Raw genomic sequence first — 17,073 nt, forward strand, 5'->3', positions numbered from 1 at the left:
ATGTCTACAGAAATCACTTATGATGGCGTTGAACAGTTGCCAATGCGCAAGTTCACTGAAGACGCTTATCTGAACTACTCGATGTACGTAATCATGGATCGCGCATTGCCATACATTGGCGATGGTCTGAAGCCGGTTCAACGACGCATCATTTACGCAATGTCGGAGCTTGGTCTTTCGGCATCAGCGAAATATAAAAAATCAGCACGTACAGTTGGTGACGTACTGGGTAAATACCACCCGCACGGTGACTCTGCATGTTACGAAGCGATGGTACTCATGGCACAGCCATTCTCTTACCGTTACCCATTGGTAGATGGTCAAGGTAACTGGGGTGCGCCAGATGATCCGAAATCATTTGCGGCAATGCGTTATACCGAAGCGAAACTGTCTAAGTTTGCTGAGGTATTGCTAGGCGAACTGGGTCAAGGCACGGTTGAATGGCAACCTAACTTTGATGGCACGATGAAAGAGCCACAAATGTTGCCTGCGCGTCTGCCTCATATCCTGCTAAACGGTGTAACTGGTATCGCGGTTGGTATGGCGACGGATATTCCGCCTCACAATGTTCGTGAAGTGGCAGATGCAACCATCCACTTAATCGACAACCCGAAAGCTGAACTGCCTGATGTGATGCAGTTTGTGAAAGGTCCAGACTACCCAACGGAAGCAGAAATTACTTCACCACAAGCGGATATCGAGAAGATTTACCGTAACGGTCGCGGTAGTATCAAGATGCGTGCGGTATGGCACAAAGAAGGTTCTGATATCGTCATTACTTCTCTGCCACACCAAGTATCGGGTGCGAAGTTACTAGAACAAATCGCGAACCAAATGCGTGCGAAGAAGCTACCAATGGTAGACGACCTTCGTGACGAATCGGATCACGAGAACCCAACGCGAATCGTCGTTGTGCCTAAGTCAAACCGCGTTGACTGTGATTTGTTGATGAATCGCTTATTCGCTTCAACGGATCTTGAGCGCAGCTTCCGCGTTAACTTGAACATGATCGGTCTCGATAACCGTCCTCAAGTGAAAGGTCTGGTACAAATTCTGTCTGAGTGGATTGAGTTCCGTCGTACTACTGTTCGTCGTCGTCTACAATATCGCCTAGACAAAGTGATGGCTCGTTTACACATCTTGGAAGGTTTGTTGGTTGCTTACCTAAATCTAGATGAAGTGATTGAGATCATTCGTACTGAAGACGACCCAAAAGCGGTCTTGATGGAACGCTTTGGTATTACTGATATCCAAGCGGATGCGATTCTAGATACTAAACTTCGTCACCTAGCAAAACTAGAAGAGATGAAGATTCGTGGTGAACAAGACGAGCTAGAAAAAGAACGCGAGAAGCTAGAACAGCTGCTTGGTTCTGAGCGTCGTCTGAACACACTACTGAAGAAAGAGATTAAAGCGGACGCAGAGAAATACGGTGATGACCGTCGCTCTCCATTGGTTGAGCGTGCAGAAGCAAAAGCGTTGACTGAGCGTGACCTAGTACCAAGTGAGCCAATCACAGTGGTGCTTTCAGAGAAAGGCTGGATTCGCCATGCGAAAGGCCACGATGTTGATGCAGAAGGCTTAAGCTATAAATCTGGTGATAACTACCTTGCGCATGCTCGCGGTAAGAGCAACCAACAAGCGGTGTTCTTCGGTAGCGATGGCCGAAGCTACTCATTAGAGTCACACTCACTACCATCAGCGCGAAGCCAAGGTGAGCCGATTACTGGCCGCCTGAACATCACGGCTGGTAGCAGTATTCGCCAAGTGATCATGGGTGAAGATGAGCAGCTATGGCTGGTGGGCTCTGACGCGGGTTACGGCTTTGTATGTAAAGGCTCTGAGCTACTGTCTAAGAACCGCAGTGGTAAGGCACTCGTGACACTTCCTGCTAACTCTGAAGTGATGACACCGAAGACGATTGCGGATCTGGATTCGGATGAGATCTTAGCAATCACCAACCAAGGTCGTATGCTGTTGTTCCCGATTAAAGACCTGCCGCAATTGGCGAAAGGTAAAGGCAACAAGATCATCAATATTCCAGCGGCGAAAGCTAAAGAGCGCGAAGAGGTTCTGTCTCACTTGATGGCATTGCCACAAGGTGCTTCTCTGACGTTGTATGCCGGTAAGCGCAAGTTGGGATTGAAACCAGCGGACTTAGAAAACTTCCGTGGTGAACGTGGCCGCCGAGGTAGCTTATTGCCGAGAGGCTTGCAGCGCGTAACGCGTATTGAAGTGGATATGGGGGGAGCCTCAGACACTTCAGAAGAGCCAAGTGATAGCGAGTAACACACAAACAAAAATCCCAGCCAATGGCTGGGATTTTTTTATGCTTCTTGTTTGTCTTCGGCGATGGTGACTTTTACGTTCATCTCTTTACCCTTGCGGATAATCCCAACGTCGACTGACGTTCCTGGTCGCAAGTCAGTGACAATGTCCATCACGCTTTGTCGTCCTTGAACTTTGGTGCCATTGATACTGATGATGATGTCTTGTTTCTCAAAGCCAGCAGCACTTGCAGGGCCATTTGGATCAATGCCAAGTACGACAATGCCACCAATGTGTTCATTGCCCAATAGACGAGCGGTCACGGCGTTAATATCTTGTCCATCAATACCGATATAGCCACGGATTACTCGGCCATCTGCGATGATCTTCTGCATGATCTTGTTGGCGAGCGGTGCCGGAATGGCAAACGAGATACCGTAGGTTTCAAGGTCTGTCGCTTGTTGGAATGACGCGGTATTGATACCGACCAGTTCACCTTGAGTGTTCACCAATGCACCTCCGGAGTTACCCTCGTTGATTGCTGCATCGGTCTGAATAAAGGCTTGTCGACCATCACTGATTGATGAACGACCTGTCGCAGAGATAATGCCGAATGTTGTGGTTTGTCCCAAGTTGTAAGGGTTACCAATAGCCAGTACAACATCGCCCACCTGAGGCTTATATTCAGAGTTCAGAGGGATAACCGGTAGGTTAGAGCCTTCGACACGCAAAATCGCGATATCTGTGCGTTTGTCAGTCCCCACCAACTGTGCGGCTGCCACTCGGCCATCTTGAAGTGCGACAACAATTTGGTCTGCTTGCGCCACTACATGATAGTTCGTGATGATGTAGCCTTTCTCACTTACGATCACGCCGGAACCCAAGCCTTGTGTAGAAAGCTTGCTGCGGTCATTTTCAACGTATTTGCGGCTGTAGATATTTACTACGGCAGGTGCGGCTTTTCTCACGGCTTGATTAAAAGACACTTCAAGTGAGGCGATATTACTCGGTTGTGTATCAACGAGGGCGTCAGGAATGACATTGCTACGCAAAGAAGGGACTGCGAGCAACACTATGACGGCAGTTGCTAAGCCTAAAAAGACAGAACGTAACAAAAAGCTAAGCATAACCTCTCCATGATTGGGCGCCCGATTGGGATAGAAAAGAGAAGGATAGCACTACATTGAAAAATAACAAAAGGGCAAGACGTGATTGCCTTGCCCTTTTAAAAAACCATGACATACAAGGTAAAGTATAGGAGTGTTCTCGAATAAAACGGAGAAGCACTCATCGCTCTTGTTGATGGATTATCGAATAACTAAGTAAACCGTGCGGTCTCCACGTTGAACATTGATTGCTAACACGCCTTTGTGCTTCTCAACGATAGCGCGCAGCTCCGCTAAGTTCTTCACGCGTTTGCGGTTCACACCAATGATGATATCGTCTTGCTCAAGTTGGTACTGTGCTGCAGGTGAGTTCTCGACCACGCTGGTCACCTTGACCCCTTGAATCTTATCGTTTGGCGTCGTGTTACTTAACTCGGCACCTTTTAAGCCCTCATGCAACGTTTCAGCCTTCGCTTTGATATTGGTAGACTCGCCTAAAGTGACATCAAAACTCTTGCTCTTACCGTCACGAATCACACCAAGTTCAATTTTTTTGCCAGCACCTAGCGTTGCAACTTTGGCGCGAAGTTCAGAGAAGGTATCAATTGATTTACCATTGACGGAAACAATCACGTCTCCGGCTTTCAAGCCTGCTTTATCAGCGGCACTGTCTGGGACCACTTGACTAACAAAAGCGCCTTTGCTTGACTCGTAACCTAGTGCTTCTGCCAATTCTGAAGTGACTTCACCACCCTGAACGCCCAACATACCGCGTTTCACTTCACCAAACTCTAGAATTTGATCCGTTAGGTTTTGCATCATGTTGGATGGAATGGCAAAGCCGATACCAACATTACCGCCATTTGGGCCTAGGATTGCGGTATTAATACCAATCAGTTCGCCATTGAGGTTCACTAATGCGCCGCCAGAGTTACCGCTATTGATAGCCGCATCGGTTTGAATGAAGTTCTCAAAGTTCTCCACGTTTAAGCCGCTTCGGCCAAGTGCAGAAACAATACCAGAAGTGACCGTTTGTCCTAGACCAAATGGGTTACCAATTGCCACGGTAAAATCACCCACACGCAATGCGTCTGAATCTGCCACTTTAATTTGAGTCAGGTCTTTCGCCTTTTCTAATTTAAGCAAGGCAATGTCCGACATTTCGTCACCGCCAACCAATTCTGCGTCGTACTCTCTACCATCGTAAAGGCGAACTCTAATATCATCTGCGCCTTTTATTACGTGGTAGTTTGTTACTATCTGACCTTTCTTCGCGTCAATGATCACGCCTGAGCCCAACCCTCGGAATGGACGTTCGCGAGTTTGTTCTGTTGGAAATTCAGGGCCAAAGAAAAACTGAAACTGTTCTGGAATACGGCTGGTTTGCACCTGTTTGCCCTCTACCGCAATGCTGACGACCGCAGGGGTCACTTTTTCTAGCATAGGTGCAAGGCTTGGTAATTGCTCACCATCAACACTTAAAGGAAGTGCTGCCGTAGCTGAGATTGGGGTGATGATTGAACTTAAGCTTAAAGATAGAACGGTTAACGCAAGCAACGGTTTTTTCATCCAATAACTCCTCTTGAAACCAGTCTGCCAAAAAGAAATATCCTAACCATTATGTGTTTAAGTATTGGTCTGGATAATCGAAACGGGGTGGCAGGTCACTGCAAGTTAGAGATGAGTTGCTTAAGAAAAGTTCAAAAAGGGTCAACACAAATTGATAAGAAATGAATATGTATTGACCCAATAGGAAGAAGAGAGAAGATTAAGAGGCTTTCGCTGTGACGGCTTCAGGTGCGTCGATGATCTCTTTTTCTTTATCTTTCAAAAGGCCGGTTGCGCCGTTGGCATAGTCTTTTGGTTGTTCATTGACTTCAGATGGTTGCTCTTCAATTTGCTCTGAAGACATCGCCGTTTTCTTGTCGAATGGGTTGTCTTGCTCAGGCAAGTTTGGCAAGAGTTCTGATGAAGTCTTTGCCATATGTTGGTACAGCTTAGTGTAATCTTTACCTAGCGTATCCAACATTTCTGCGGTTTGTGCAAAGTGATCGACCAGCTCTTGACGTTGTTGCTCTAGTTCAAATTTGGCTGCTTCTAGCTCTTTTTGCACAGACTTTTGTTTTTTGTATTCGGGGGTGGTTAGTCTACTAATGACTACGCCTACGATTGTACCGACCAGCAAACCCACAATGGCATAAATCCAAGGCATAACTGCTCCTTATAGTTGTTTTAACAAGTCTTTTACTACTTAGTTACACGCGGTGCTTGTCCATGTTACTATGGCTTGAACAGCCGATAAAGAAAAATAGCGGTATGTCTTCGGGGACTGATATCCACATCTCTCTATTCCTAATGCTGACCCCGAGGTGACAAAATTTCTCTGTACCTCTGATACGACCCTGTGCCATGACACCATTAAAACGATACCAACAAGACATAGCCAAGCATGGATTCCAACGTGATGAAGCGCAATATAGCGCGGTCGTCGCTTTAGATGAACTTTACCATGCCATCGCCGACTTTCAGTCTACACCTATTCCTCAGCTTAGCACTTGGCAAAAGTTACTAGGTAAAAAAGTCGAAATGCCAGAACCTCCTAAAGGACTGTACTTTTGGGGAGGTGTAGGGCGCGGTAAAACTTACCTTATGGATGCCTTTTTTGACGCCTTGCCAACAGAAAGGAAAATGAGGGTGCATTTTCATCGCTTTATGTACCGAGTACATGATGAATTAAGGCGTTTAGGTGATGTAGAAAATCCGCTTTCTAAAGTGGCAGACTTGTTTAAGAAAGAATCAGATATTGTTTGTTTTGATGAGTTTTTCGTTTCAGACATTACCGATGCAATGATCTTAGCGACGTTGCTTCAAGAGATGTTTAAACGTCAAATGATTTTGGTCGCGACCTCGAATATTGAACCTCAAAATCTATATCGCAATGGTTTGCAACGAGCACGTTTCATGCCTGCAATTGCCATGATCTTAGAGCGTTGTGATGTGCTCAATGTCGATAGTGGTGTGGACTACCGTTTAAGAACCCTAGAGCAAGCTGAGATTTACCATTACCCGCTTGATGAGCAAGCGTCCGTTAACCTTAATCAATACTACCAACAGCTGATTGGGGAAAGAAAAGCCGCAACGAATACGATTGAAGTGAATCATCGCGAGGTTGCAGTGATTGAGGCCAGTGATGGTGTATTGCATGCTTCTTTTGCTCAGTTGTGCCAAACTCCGCGTAGCCAAAATGATTACATTGAGCTGTCTCGAATCTACCACACCGTATTGCTTGCGGACGTGATGCAGATGGACCGTAAAGTCGATGATGCAGCAAGGCGCTTTATTGCGTTAGTCGATGAGTTTTACGAGAGAAACGTGAAATTAATCATTTCCGCCGAAGTGGCGATGGAGGCGCTTTATAGCGATGGGCTACTGGAATTTGAGTTTAAGCGTTGTTTGTCTCGATTAACTGAGATGCAGAGTCGCGAATACCTAGCGAGAGAGCATCTGGCGTAAAAAACAGCAACTCATCTTAAAAAAGTGAAGAAAAAATTAGTGATTTGGCGCAAAAAAAGGTGATTTTTTCTTCGCTCTTCTCTATAATCCTGCGACCCACCGTTACTGCAGACCTGAATATCGAAGTTATTTCGGCATAGAAGGTCGAGAGAACCAACGACTCGAAGGGGTGATGACTGGGCTCTTAGACAGTGTGGGAACACAATACTGTGTTCCTTTAAAGTTTAAAATTTAATTAACGGGTTATTATTAGCATGAAAACTTTCGTTGCTAAACCAGAAACTGTAAAACGCGACTGGTATGTTGTAGACGCAGAGGGTAAAACTCTTGGCCGTCTAGCAAGTGAAATTGCATCTCGCCTACGTGGCAAACATAAAGCTGAGTACACTCCTCACGTTGACACTGGTGATTACATCATCGTTATCAACGCTGAGAAAGTTGCTGTAACTGGCAACAAAGCTAAAGGCAAAGTGTACTACCGTCACTCTGAATTCCCAGGTGGTCTAAAATCTATCACTTTTGAAAAGTTGATCGATCGTAAACCTGAGATGGTTCTTGAGCTAGCAGTTAAAGGCATGCTTCCACGTGGTCCTCTAGGCCGTGCTATGTACCGTAAGCTTAAAGTTTACGCGGGCGCTGAGCACAACCATGTTGCTCAACAACCACAAGTACTAGACATCTAATTGGGGATTTCGAAAATGGCAGAGAATCAATACTACGGCACTGGCCGTCGCAAAAGCTCAGCTGCGCGTGTTTTCATCAAACCAGGCAGCGGCAACATCGTAATCAACAAGCGTAGCCTTGATGAGTACTTCGGTCGTCCAACTTCTCGCATGGTTGTTAAACAACCTCTTGAGCTAGTTGAACTAACTGAGAAGCTAGACCTATACGTTACTGTTAAAGGTGGCGGTATTTCTGGTCAAGCTGGTGCTATCCGTCACGGTATCACTCGCGCTCTTATGGAGTACGATGAGTCTTTCCGTCCTGCTCTACGTGCAGCTGGTTACGTTACTCGTGACGCTCGTTGCGTTGAACGTAAGAAAGTTGGTCTACGTAAAGCACGTCGTCGTCCACAGTTCTCTAAGCGTTAATTTCCTCTTACTGGAAATTATGCTTTTCCAGAGTTTCTCTGGATACTGTGTACCAAAGCTCGGCTATATGCCGAGCTTTTTGTTTTTATAGCCTTCTGTTTTTATAACCTCAGTTAAACGTCTGTTTTTTGTTTCCCGTCGCTTCAGCATCTCTCCTTAATATCCTGGCAACATTTGTTTGTCTTATGTACTGCTTTGTGCAATTTATTCGTGCTACAAATCGCACATGATAAAAGTGGAGAGTACCTTCACATTCTTGAAATATCTTTCTGCTTAATCCGCTGAAAACAACCGAAATAAAAGGCGTTAGCTCTTGTTTTTAGTCGTTATTCGTTTCGCTTTCTTGTTACAAATCACATCTATTTTTTATAATTTTGCCGCTTTTGTGACGGCGTGGGCGATTTGCCTCACAAATGTTACAAAAAGGTAGCTTTATCTTGTCAAAAAGTAGGGTTTTCTTTATCATTTCCCCCCAATAAATAGAACTAAATTCATAATTTGTTAGCCATGCTCTTATAAGCGGAATAATAACGATCCAAAGGGAGCAAATGGGAGAATGTTTGGATGAGCAACGCGCCTTTAAATAACGGTCGCAGGCGTTTTCTAACCGCTACAACGGCAGTTGTTGGTGGCTTAGGGGCAGCTGCCGTCGCCGTTCCTTTTATCAAATCATGGAACCCGAGTGCCAAAGCGAAAGCTGCTGGCGCGCCGGTGGAAGTGGATATCAGTAAAATTGAACCAGGCCAAATGGTCCGTGTTGAGTGGCAGGGTAAGCCTGTATGGGTAGTACGCCGAACTCAAGAAGTGGTCGATAATCTTAAGAGTATTGATGGTCAGCTTCGTGACCCGCAATCAGAAATGGAACAACAACCAGTTTATGCTCAGAACGAGTACCGCTCGATCAAACCTGAGTATTTTGTGGCGGTTGGTTTCTGTACTCACTTGGGCTGTTCACCTACTTACCTACCAGATACGTTCTCAGAACAAGTACAAGGCGTTAAGTCGGGCTTCTTCTGTCCTTGTCATGGTTCTAAGTTTGATATGGCTGGTCGAGTGTTCCAGGGTGTTCCAGCGCCACTGAACTTGGTCGTTCCTAAGCACATGTACTTGAGCGACACCAAGCTCATGATCGGTGTTGATGAGGGAGATGCATAATGCAAGCGATATTAGACTGGGTAGAAAAACGTATTCCAGCGATGAATGCTTATAAAAAGCACTTGTCTGAATACCCAATGCCAAAGAACTTCAACTTTTGGTACCTTTTCGGTTCCTTGGCAATGTTGGTACTTGTTAACCAGATTCTTACAGGTATTTGGCTAACGATGAACTACGTTCCGTCTGGCGATGGCGCGTTTGCTTCTATTGAATACATCATGCGTGATGTTGAGTACGGTTGGCTATTGCGTTACATGCACTCAACTGGCGCTTCGGCGTTCTTTGTCGTTGTGTACCTACACATGTTCCGTGGTCTGATCTACGGTTCTTACCAAAAGCCTCGTGAGCTACTGTGGATCTTCGGTATGTTGATCTTCTTGGTTCTAATGGCAGAAGCATTCATGGGTTATCTACTACCATGGGGTCAGATGTCATATTGGGGTGCCCAGGTAATCATTTCTCTATTTGGTGCGATTCCTGTTATTGGCGACGACCTAACGCTTTGGATCCGTGGTGACTACATCATCTCAGGTGCAACACTAAACCGTTTCTTCGCACTGCACGTAATTGCACTGCCGATTGTTCTGCTTCTTCTTGTTGTGCTACACGTACTGGCCCTGCACGAAGTCGGCTCTAACAACCCTGATGGTATCGAAACGAAGCTACCAAAAGGCTCTATGGGTGACGATTACAATACGCAATTTAAGTTCCACGAATACTACACGAAGAAATACGACATCATCGACTCAATTCCTTTCCATCCATACGGTACGGTTAAGGATCTTGTTGGTGTTGCTGGCTTCTTGTTCTTCTTCTGTTATGTATTGTTCTTCAACCCAGAAATGGGTGGGTACTTCCTTGAACCGCCTAACTTTGAGGCAGCAAACCCATTGAAGACACCTGAGCACATCGCTCCGGTATGGTACTTCACGCCGTTTTACGCAATCTTGCGTGCGGTTCCAGACAAACTATTGGGTGTAATCCTAATGGGCGCGTCTATTGTGGTGCTGTTTGTTCTTCCTTGGCTGGATCGCTGTAAAGTACGTTCGTACCGTTACCGTAGTAAGATCCATCTATTTAATATTGTTCAATTCACTATCGCCTTTATTGCTCTGGGTATTTTGGGTGCATTGCCGGCAACGCCGTTGTACACGATTCTGTCTCAGATCTTTAGCTTGTGTTACTTCATGTTCTTTGTATTGCTGTTCTTCTACAGCAAAAATGAAGCAACCAAACCATTACCAGAGAGGGTGACATTCAAATGAAGAAGTGGATTGTAATTCTATTTGCTATGCTGCCGTCTCTTGTTATGGCAGCGGGTGCCAACGTTCCGTTAGATAAGGCGAACGTGGACTTAACGGATAAGGCTTCGCTGCAAAATGGCGCGAAACTATTCATGAACTACTGTTTTGCTTGTCACTCAACGCAATACCAGCGTTACGAGCGTGTTGCGACAGACTTGGATATTCCGATTGATCTAATGAAAGAAAACCTGATCTTCGATCCAGAAGCAAAGGTTGGTGATCTAATGGTAAATGCAATGCCTGCGAAGCAAGCGGCTGACTGGTTTGGTGCTCCGCCACCAGACTTAACTTTGGTTGCTCGAGTTCGTGGTGCAGATTGGCTATACACTTACCTGCGTTCTTTCTATGTTGACCCATCTCGTCCATTTGGGGTGAACAACATTGTATTCCCAAGTGTTGGTATGCCGCATGTGCTTGAAGAGCTTCAAGGTATTCCTATGCCAGTTTACGGCACTAAAATCGTAGATGGTGAAGAAGTACAAGTCGTTGTTGGCACACAAACCAGCGGTACTGGTGAGCTAAGTTCTGGCGAATACGACAAAGCAGTCGGCGACCTCGTGAACTTCTTGGTGTACTCCGGTGACCCTGTTCAACTAGAACGTCATGCAATTGGCTGGTGGGTAATGGGCTTCCTAGTTCTATTAACTATCGTTGTCGTGTTGCTCAAGAAAGAGTATTGGCGTGATGTGCATTAATTGTGCTATCATACCGTGCTAATTCCCAATTTTAATTGACGAATAATGGAGGCTAGCGCCTCCATTATTTTTATTTGTAAGTGTACTGGAGGGCTCCATGGCTGTAGCTGCCAATAAACGTTCTGTGATGACTCTTTTCTCGAGTGCATCAGATTTGTATAGCCATCAGGTTCGCATCGTACTAGCTGAAAAAGGCGTAAGCGTTGAAGTTGAGCTTGTAGATGAAGCAAACCTTCCTGCTGAGCTTGTAGAGTTAAACCCATACAAATCAGTGCCAACTCTTGTTGACCGTGAGCTAGCTCTTTACGATTCAAAAATCATCATGGAGTACCTGGACGAGCGTTTCCCTCATCCACCTCTAATGCCTGTTTACCCAGTAGCTCGTGGTAACAGCCGTTTGATGATGTACCGTATCGAACGTAACTGGTACTCACTCGCTGAAAAAGTGGTTAAGGGTAACGCGGAAGAATCAGAAAAAGCGCGTACTAAACTACGTAATGATCTTCTGACTCTAGCGCCTATTTTTGCTGAGTACGAATACTTCATGAGTGAAGAGTTCAGCCTAATCGATTGTTACCTAGCACCACTATTGTGGCGTCTACCTCAACTAGGTATTGATCTTGTTGGCCCTGGCTCAAAAGAAATCAAGGTTTACATGAACCGCGTGTTTGAACGTGATTCATTCCTAGCTTCTCTAACAGAAGCTGAACGTGAAATGCGCCTAGTTCGCTAATTAACAGTTCAGTTTACTTGTTATGGATATTGCTAAAATGACTGCTCGCCGTCCGTATATGCTTCGTGCATTTTACGATTGGTTAGTAGACAACGACTTAACTCCGCACTTGGTTGTAGATGCAACTATGCCAGGTGTGCGTGTACCAGTTGAGTTTATTCAAGATGGTCAAATCATCTTGAATATTGCTCCACGTGCTGTTGGTCATCTAGAGTTGGGTAATGATGCGATTACCTTTCAAGCCCGCTTTAGTGGTCGCCCGCATTCCGTTATCGTGCCAGTGTATGCTGTTCAAGCTATCTATGCTCGCGAGAATGGCGCTGGGACTATGTTTGAGCCTGAAGAAGCTTACACTCACATCGAAGAAGAAGGGATTGTTGAGGAAGATGTATCTCCAACGTTCTCTACCGTAAGCGATGAGCCTTCTGAGGCTGCGGAAACCGAATCGGAAGAGGAAGAAACGCCTCGCCCGAAAGGCAGACCAAGCTTAAGAGTTATCAAATAAAAAAAGCAGCGTTTACGCTGCTTTTTTCTTTTCATTTATCTACGCTGCAACACTAATTCACGTCAGTTTCTTCTATCGGCGTTGCTTTTGTTGTGGTATTCAAGTCACTGACTTCAGCTTCTTGGCTTTTCACCACTTCGGACTCTTCTACTTCGAGTGGTTTTTCATCGCCGTATTGGAACCCTTTAATGACTTGTTTTACTCCAGAAATGTTTCGTGCGATATCAGTTGCTTTCTGACTTTGCTCAGGTGTCACGTAACCAAATAAGAATACGTCGCTGTCTTCGGTAATGACTTTTACTTTCACACCGTTTAGATCGCTGTCAGTCAACAAGGCGGATTTTACTTTTGTGGTAATCCAACTGTCGTTGCTGATTTGAGTTACGCTCAGTGGCTCTTTCTGTTTAATTTGATTATGGATGTTCTCAACGCCATCAACTTCACGTGCTCGATTTTCAAACTCATTGATGAGCTCTTGAGTCGGTGCTTGTCCCATTAGAACAACCGTTCCGTTGTATGCGCTAGCGACGATACGAGCCTTGCCTTTGAAGGGGGCTTTGTTACCGATGGCCGCAACTTCGAATTCGATGTTGTTGTCTTGCCAAATCTCTTTGGTGGTTCGCGTATCAGTGACGATATTGGCAGTTGTCGCTGCCCCGGCAATAAATAAACCTGCACAACCACTCATACTGAGTGCTGCACATAAAATGACAAGACTACGTATCATAATTCTAAACTCTCAATCTGGATTATTCTTCGTGAGCTGGGAAAAGCACTTGGTCGATTAGATCGCACAGGCAGTGAAGTGTCACCATATGAACTTCATGAATGCGCGCTGTACGGTGGGATGGAATACGAATTTCAACGTCGTGCTCACCCAGTAGACCAGCCATCTCACCACCATCTTTACCCGTAAAAGCAATGATCGTCATGTCGCGAGTTACTGCGGCTTCCATTGCTTTAATGACGTTTTTGCTGTTGCCACTGGTTGAGATCGCCAACAAAATATCGCCCGGTTGACCAAATGCGCGTACTTGCTTAGAGAAGATCTCTTGGTAGTGGTAATCGTTCGCTACAGCAGTCAATGTTGTGTTGTCTGCTGTTAAAGCCATTGCTGGAAGGCTAGGGCGTTCAGTTTCGAATCGGTTCAAAAGGCAAGAGACAAACTGTTGCGAGTTCGAAGCACTGCCACCGTTGCCACAGCATAGGATTTTGTTGCCATTGAGCAGGCTCGACACCATTGCTTGAGCGGCGTGAGTGATGGCATCTGGCAGCGCTTCTGCTGCCGCAATTTGAATTTGAATACTTTCTGTAAAACTGTCTTTAATGCTGTCTAGCATCGTTTATCCTTCAGAGATTGCATTTTGTATCCAGTTAATGTCTCTACCACTGTCGTGAATGGCGACCACATCAAACCGATAATCTATATTTTGTGCCATACGTTTTTGCTGGCTTAGCCAAATTTGGGCTGTTTTGACTAGTTTACGCATTTTTGCGCGAGTGACCATCTCTGCTGCTGAGCCAAAGCGATCATTATTACGATATTTGACCTCAACAAAGACGATAGTTTCACCTTGTTGGAAGATTAAATCAATTTCGCCGACTTTGGTCAGAAAGTTTTGAGCTATAAAGCGTAAACCCTGACGCTGCAAATATTGCTTCGCCAGGGTTTCGTATTGATCACCGATTTGTCGCTTGCTAAAGAGCCCCACGCTCGGCCCAGTCTAGCTCGCGTTGCACAACACAGTTGTTGTCAATGCTAAGTACACCTGTTTGGCCGCTTACTGAGTAACCCGGCAGAAGCTTCATCTGTGGTAACTCACCAATGAGCTTATAGGCGTCCATACCAAGTGCTTCTAAACGTTTTTCCATGTTGGATTGATCTGACCATAACTCGTTCATTTCTGCCATAACGGTAGGGTCAGGGTTGATCAACATTGGAATGTCACTGTAAGCCACACCAGATAGATCTTCATACGTTGCACCACCACTGTTACTGCGTGAATTTGAGAACAGTTTTGGCGGCTTCGCATCTGGGTTAATCGCTACTTCAATAAAGGGCTTAATCAGTGTTAGCTCAGAGCTTCGTGCGACAATGTAAACCGCATCGACATCACGACGACTGCGTGGTGGGCTCTCTAAAGAAATACGCATCAGTGACTGCATTTGGGCTATACGCTGCTGGCTCTCTTGTAGACCGAATACATTGTTAATGTTCTTCTGTAACTGACGTTTATCGCCAAAGTAGCTCGAAGCCACTTTATTTGAGCTGTACTTGCGCCACTCTTCATTGAAGGCTTCAACCACACGCTGACCGTAAGCGCCATTCGGAGCCAAGATCATTGGGAATTGGTAGCCCTGATTGAAAAGGTACTTCGCCGCTTGTGCGACTTCTTGCTCTGGAGACAGTGCTAGGTAACACATGTCTGTTCCTGGTTGAACTTCCTCTGGGATGTTCAATGCCAGTGCTGGGATCTTCACACCAGTTTCAGAGCCATCTAGTGTTGCTTGCAGTTTCTCAACGTTTTCTTTCTGTAGTGGTCCCACAACAAAGTCGATATTCTCATTGATTAAGCGCTGTTTGATTTGGTCTGCACTGTACGCGTGAGTATCAATTACGGTTAACGTTGCACTTGGGTCGCGTACATCATCATTCATCATTGCGAAGATGAAACCATCACGGACCAACTGAGCTTGCGGTGCAAATTTACCGGTTAGTGGTAACAACAGCGCCGTATTGTTTGGTTTCACAATATCCAGCGACAAGATATTTTGGATTTCTGCTGGCGTATAAACCGCAGCTGGGTGCGATGGATTTTCGTCTAACCAGCGCTCTAAGGTGTTTTGTAATTGAGGTAAGTTACTTGAAAGTGTTTTGGCGTAGATAGCTAATTGCAACCACCCGTCCAGCACATCTTCATTTGGCGCTGTTTGCAATGACGTTAATTCGTTTTCAGAATAGCTGCCAAAATTCATCCAAATTCGGCTAGAGATCTCACGTTGTTCTGCGGATGAAGCATATTGACCTTGAGCTACGAGCTGACGGTTTGCTTCGAACGGTTGGTTCAGACTTTGATAAGCGTCAGCACGCAATTGGTAGTAGTCTTTCCACTGCTCACTTGGCAGCTTCCACCATGATTGGAAGTTCAACGTTTGCAGCAATTGAGAGTAATTGCCTTGCTTTTGTTGTATGGTCGCTCGAGCCAGTTGCCATTCAGCTTGTTGAACTTCGGTCAATTGCTGGCGGCCAAGTCGCTTGATAAGCAACTCTGCTTGATCCAATTCGTTGGCTTGAATCGCCGCTTTTGCAGCCATGATCAACCAGTCGTTTTGTAGGCTACCTTCCGTGCTATCAGCTTGAATCATGTAGTTCTGAGCAGACTGTGTAGGCTCTAGTGTAATGTCTACGCTATCTGGTTGGCGCGGGCCTGAAGAACAGGCGGCGAGCGTAATTGCCAGTGCAACAGGAGTGAGTAAGCGTGGTACACTGAGTCTCTTATGGTTCATCATTGCCGTGAGTTCTCTATAATTTTGTACAAAATTGTCTCTATATTAATCGTTGAAGTGATCGTAAACAAATGACAGATAAAAATAAGTTGCCGAATGAGGGGCCAACTCTCTACATCGTACCGACTCCAATCGGAAATTTAGCGGATATCACTCAACGTGCTATCGAAGTTCTGTCGAATGTGGACATCATTGCCGCTGAGGATACTCGACATACGGGCAAATTACTGTCTCACTTCAATATCCAAACCAAAACTTTCGCGCTACACGATCATAACGAGCAGCAAAAAGCCCAAGTTTTGGTTGAAAAGCTACTATCAGGTCAGTCAATCGCTTTGGTGTCTGACGCTGGTACGCCGCTAATAAGCGATCCAGGATACCACTTGGTAACAAAATGTCGTCAAGCGGGCGTTAGAGTTGTGCCTCTTCCTGGTGCGTGTGCGGTCATCACTGCGTTAAGTGCGTCTGGTCTGCCATCGGATCGCTTTAGCTTTGAAGGCTTTCTACCACCGAAAAGCAAAGGCCGTAAAGACAAGTTCTTAGAAATTGCGTCAGTGGAACGCACTTGTATCTTTTATGAATCACCGCATCGCATTTTAGACTCTCTACAAGACATGTTAGACGTTCTTGGCCCAGAACGAGAAGTCGTGTTAGCTCGTGAGTTAACGAAAACCTTTGAAACTATTCAGGGAATGCCACTTGGCGAACTGATTGAATGGGTGAAAAGTGACGGAAACCAACAACGTGGTGAGATGGTACTCCTTATTCACGGTCACCGTGATTCAAGCGAAGAATCGCTACCAGACGAAGCGACCCGCACTTTGGCTATTCTGACGAAAGAACTGCCGTTAAAGAAAGCTGCAGCATTAGCCGCAGAAATCTACAGCCTGAAAAAGAACGCACTTTATAAGTGGGGCTTAGAGAATCTGAACTAGAAGTCCGTAGAGCGTTGGCGCTTCGGTAGTTTCCTTTAAGCGCTGTTAGTTTTCAGAGTTATCTAGATAAGATTAAGAAGGGGAGTCGTTAACGCGACTCTCCTTTTGTTGTTTATGAGTGCAGGAGTTTTTAATCTTACATAGACAGGGTTAAGAAGTGCGTTGTTAATGTAACTGTGCATTTATTTTCCCACTTTAACTTTCAAGGCCACCCTTCGGAGCATCATGATCTCGAGTTCCAAACCTTAGTGCTCCATTTTT

Annotated in this window: 17 protein-coding genes; 10 read left to right on the top strand and 7 right to left on the bottom strand. The window is 45.5% G+C overall.

Annotated features, from left to right (window positions below; all coding sequences use genetic code 11):
• Positions 1–2,289, top strand: a complete 2,289-nt coding sequence (parC, locus tag OQJ86_RS01825; RefSeq protein WP_265985678.1) for a DNA topoisomerase IV subunit A — start codon at positions 1–3, stop codon at positions 2,287–2,289.
• A 38-nt stretch (positions 2,290–2,327) separates the two neighbouring features.
• Here the strand turns inward: parC and degS are convergent, their stop codons facing one another.
• The 3 genes from degS to zapG form a co-directional block, all read right to left on the bottom strand.
• Positions 2,328–3,395, bottom strand: a complete 1,068-nt coding sequence (gene degS, locus OQJ86_RS01830; RefSeq protein WP_038866223.1) for an outer membrane-stress sensor serine endopeptidase DegS — start codon at positions 3,393–3,395, stop codon at positions 2,328–2,330.
• A gap of 180 nt (positions 3,396–3,575) precedes the next feature.
• Positions 3,576–4,943 (bottom strand): Do family serine endopeptidase, encoded by a 1,368-nt coding sequence (locus OQJ86_RS01835; protein ID WP_038866225.1) that lies wholly within the window; start codon positions 4,941–4,943, stop codon positions 3,576–3,578.
• 199 nt (positions 4,944–5,142) lie between these two features.
• Positions 5,143–5,586: a Z-ring associated protein ZapG gene (gene zapG / locus OQJ86_RS01840; RefSeq protein ID WP_038866227.1), complete on the bottom strand. Its 444-nt coding sequence runs from the start codon at positions 5,584–5,586 to the stop codon at positions 5,143–5,145.
• A 197-nt stretch (positions 5,587–5,783) separates the two neighbouring features.
• On the opposite strand from zapG, the gene zapE reads away from it, so the two are divergent.
• From zapE to sspB, 8 genes are all read left to right on the top strand, one after another.
• Positions 5,784–6,887 carry a cell division protein ZapE gene (gene zapE / locus OQJ86_RS01845; RefSeq protein ID WP_038878244.1) on the top strand — a complete coding sequence of 368 codons (1,104 nt, stop codon included), beginning with the start codon at positions 5,784–5,786 and terminating at the stop codon, positions 6,885–6,887.
• A gap of 254 nt (positions 6,888–7,141) precedes the next feature.
• Positions 7,142–7,570, top strand: coding sequence for a 50S ribosomal protein L13 (gene rplM / locus OQJ86_RS01850; protein WP_005436093.1), 429 nt, complete (start codon positions 7,142–7,144; stop codon positions 7,568–7,570).
• Between the two features lie 15 nt (positions 7,571–7,585).
• Entirely contained in the window at positions 7,586–7,978 is a 393-nt protein-coding gene (rpsI, locus tag OQJ86_RS01855) for a 30S ribosomal protein S9 (protein WP_038866232.1), read from the top strand.
• A 564-nt stretch (positions 7,979–8,542) separates the two neighbouring features.
• The gene (gene petA, locus OQJ86_RS01860; protein ID WP_038866234.1) at positions 8,543–9,133 is read left to right on the top strand and encodes a ubiquinol-cytochrome c reductase iron-sulfur subunit; all 591 of its coding nucleotides are present in this window, start codon (positions 8,543–8,545) and stop codon (positions 9,131–9,133) included.
• Complete coding sequence (locus OQJ86_RS01865; RefSeq protein WP_038878242.1) at positions 9,133–10,398, top strand: cytochrome b; 1,266 nt, start codon at positions 9,133–9,135, stop codon at positions 10,396–10,398. The genes petA and OQJ86_RS01865 overlap by 1 nt, the downstream gene beginning before the upstream one ends.
• On the top strand, positions 10,395–11,132 hold the full coding sequence (locus OQJ86_RS01870; RefSeq protein ID WP_038878240.1) for a cytochrome c1: 738 nt from the start codon (positions 10,395–10,397) through the stop codon (positions 11,130–11,132). Before OQJ86_RS01865 ends, OQJ86_RS01870 begins: the two co-directional genes overlap by 4 nt.
• A gap of 97 nt (positions 11,133–11,229) precedes the next feature.
• Complete coding sequence (sspA, locus tag OQJ86_RS01875; protein WP_005436105.1) at positions 11,230–11,865, top strand: stringent starvation protein SspA; 636 nt, start codon at positions 11,230–11,232, stop codon at positions 11,863–11,865.
• 22 nt (positions 11,866–11,887) lie between these two features.
• Positions 11,888–12,370, top strand: a complete 483-nt coding sequence (sspB, locus tag OQJ86_RS01880) for a ClpXP protease specificity-enhancing factor (protein ID WP_038866241.1) — start codon at positions 11,888–11,890, stop codon at positions 12,368–12,370.
• Positions 12,371–12,422: 52 nt separating this feature from the next.
• On the opposite strand, the gene OQJ86_RS01885 is transcribed toward sspB, so the two are convergent.
• From OQJ86_RS01885 to OQJ86_RS01900, 4 genes are read right to left on the bottom strand one after another with little or no spacing between them, the layout of a single operon-like run.
• Positions 12,423–13,097: a BON domain-containing protein gene (locus OQJ86_RS01885; protein ID WP_038866243.1), complete on the bottom strand. Its 675-nt coding sequence runs from the start codon at positions 13,095–13,097 to the stop codon at positions 12,423–12,425.
• 22 nt (positions 13,098–13,119) lie between these two features.
• Positions 13,120–13,710, bottom strand: a complete 591-nt coding sequence (locus tag OQJ86_RS01890) for a phosphoheptose isomerase (protein ID WP_038866245.1) — start codon at positions 13,708–13,710, stop codon at positions 13,120–13,122.
• A 3-nt stretch (positions 13,711–13,713) separates the two neighbouring features.
• Positions 13,714–14,082, bottom strand: coding sequence for a YraN family protein (locus OQJ86_RS01895; RefSeq protein WP_038878239.1), 369 nt, complete (start codon positions 14,080–14,082; stop codon positions 13,714–13,716).
• Positions 14,069–15,880, bottom strand: coding sequence for a penicillin-binding protein activator (locus OQJ86_RS01900; RefSeq protein ID WP_265985683.1), 1,812 nt, complete (start codon positions 15,878–15,880; stop codon positions 14,069–14,071). The genes OQJ86_RS01895 and OQJ86_RS01900 overlap by 14 nt, the downstream gene beginning before the upstream one ends.
• A 68-nt stretch (positions 15,881–15,948) precedes the next feature.
• Here OQJ86_RS01900 and rsmI point away from each other — a divergent pair, with 68 nt between their 5' ends.
• Positions 15,949–16,812, top strand: coding sequence for a 16S rRNA (cytidine(1402)-2'-O)-methyltransferase (gene rsmI, locus OQJ86_RS01905; RefSeq protein ID WP_038866251.1), 864 nt, complete (start codon positions 15,949–15,951; stop codon positions 16,810–16,812).
• Positions 16,813–17,073: the final 261 nt, after the last annotated feature.

Source organism: Vibrio sp. Sgm 5, from assembly GCF_026241575.1.
Taxonomy (GTDB): domain Bacteria; phylum Pseudomonadota; class Gammaproteobacteria; order Enterobacterales; family Vibrionaceae; genus Vibrio; species Vibrio jasicida.

Bases quoted from the DNA above. Each gene is read 5' to 3' on its own strand.
- parC (WP_265985678.1), top strand. From the start codon at position 1: ATGTCTACAGAAATCACTTATGATGGCGTTGAACAGTTGCCAATGCGC.
- degS (WP_038866223.1), bottom strand. From the start codon at position 3,395: ATGCTTAGCTTTTTGTTACGTTCTGTCTTTTTAGGCTTAGCAACTGCC.
- OQJ86_RS01835 (WP_038866225.1), bottom strand. From the start codon at position 4,943: ATGAAAAAACCGTTGCTTGCGTTAACCGTTCTATCTTTAAGCTTAAGT.
- zapG (WP_038866227.1), bottom strand. From the start codon at position 5,586: ATGCCTTGGATTTATGCCATTGTGGGTTTGCTGGTCGGTACAATCGTA.
- zapE (WP_038878244.1), top strand. From the start codon at position 5,784: ATGACACCATTAAAACGATACCAACAAGACATAGCCAAGCATGGATTC.
- rplM (WP_005436093.1), top strand. From the start codon at position 7,142: ATGAAAACTTTCGTTGCTAAACCAGAAACTGTAAAACGCGACTGGTAT.
- rpsI (WP_038866232.1), top strand. From the start codon at position 7,586: ATGGCAGAGAATCAATACTACGGCACTGGCCGTCGCAAAAGCTCAGCT.
- petA (WP_038866234.1), top strand. From the start codon at position 8,543: ATGAGCAACGCGCCTTTAAATAACGGTCGCAGGCGTTTTCTAACCGCT.
- OQJ86_RS01865 (WP_038878242.1), top strand. From the start codon at position 9,133: ATGCAAGCGATATTAGACTGGGTAGAAAAACGTATTCCAGCGATGAAT.
- OQJ86_RS01870 (WP_038878240.1), top strand. From the start codon at position 10,395: ATGAAGAAGTGGATTGTAATTCTATTTGCTATGCTGCCGTCTCTTGTT.
- sspA (WP_005436105.1), top strand. From the start codon at position 11,230: ATGGCTGTAGCTGCCAATAAACGTTCTGTGATGACTCTTTTCTCGAGT.
- sspB (WP_038866241.1), top strand. From the start codon at position 11,888: ATGGATATTGCTAAAATGACTGCTCGCCGTCCGTATATGCTTCGTGCA.
- OQJ86_RS01885 (WP_038866243.1), bottom strand. From the start codon at position 13,097: ATGATACGTAGTCTTGTCATTTTATGTGCAGCACTCAGTATGAGTGGT.
- OQJ86_RS01890 (WP_038866245.1), bottom strand. From the start codon at position 13,710: ATGCTAGACAGCATTAAAGACAGTTTTACAGAAAGTATTCAAATTCAA.
- OQJ86_RS01900 (WP_265985683.1), bottom strand. From the start codon at position 15,880: ATGATGAACCATAAGAGACTCAGTGTACCACGCTTACTCACTCCTGTT.
- rsmI (WP_038866251.1), top strand. From the start codon at position 15,949: ATGACAGATAAAAATAAGTTGCCGAATGAGGGGCCAACTCTCTACATC.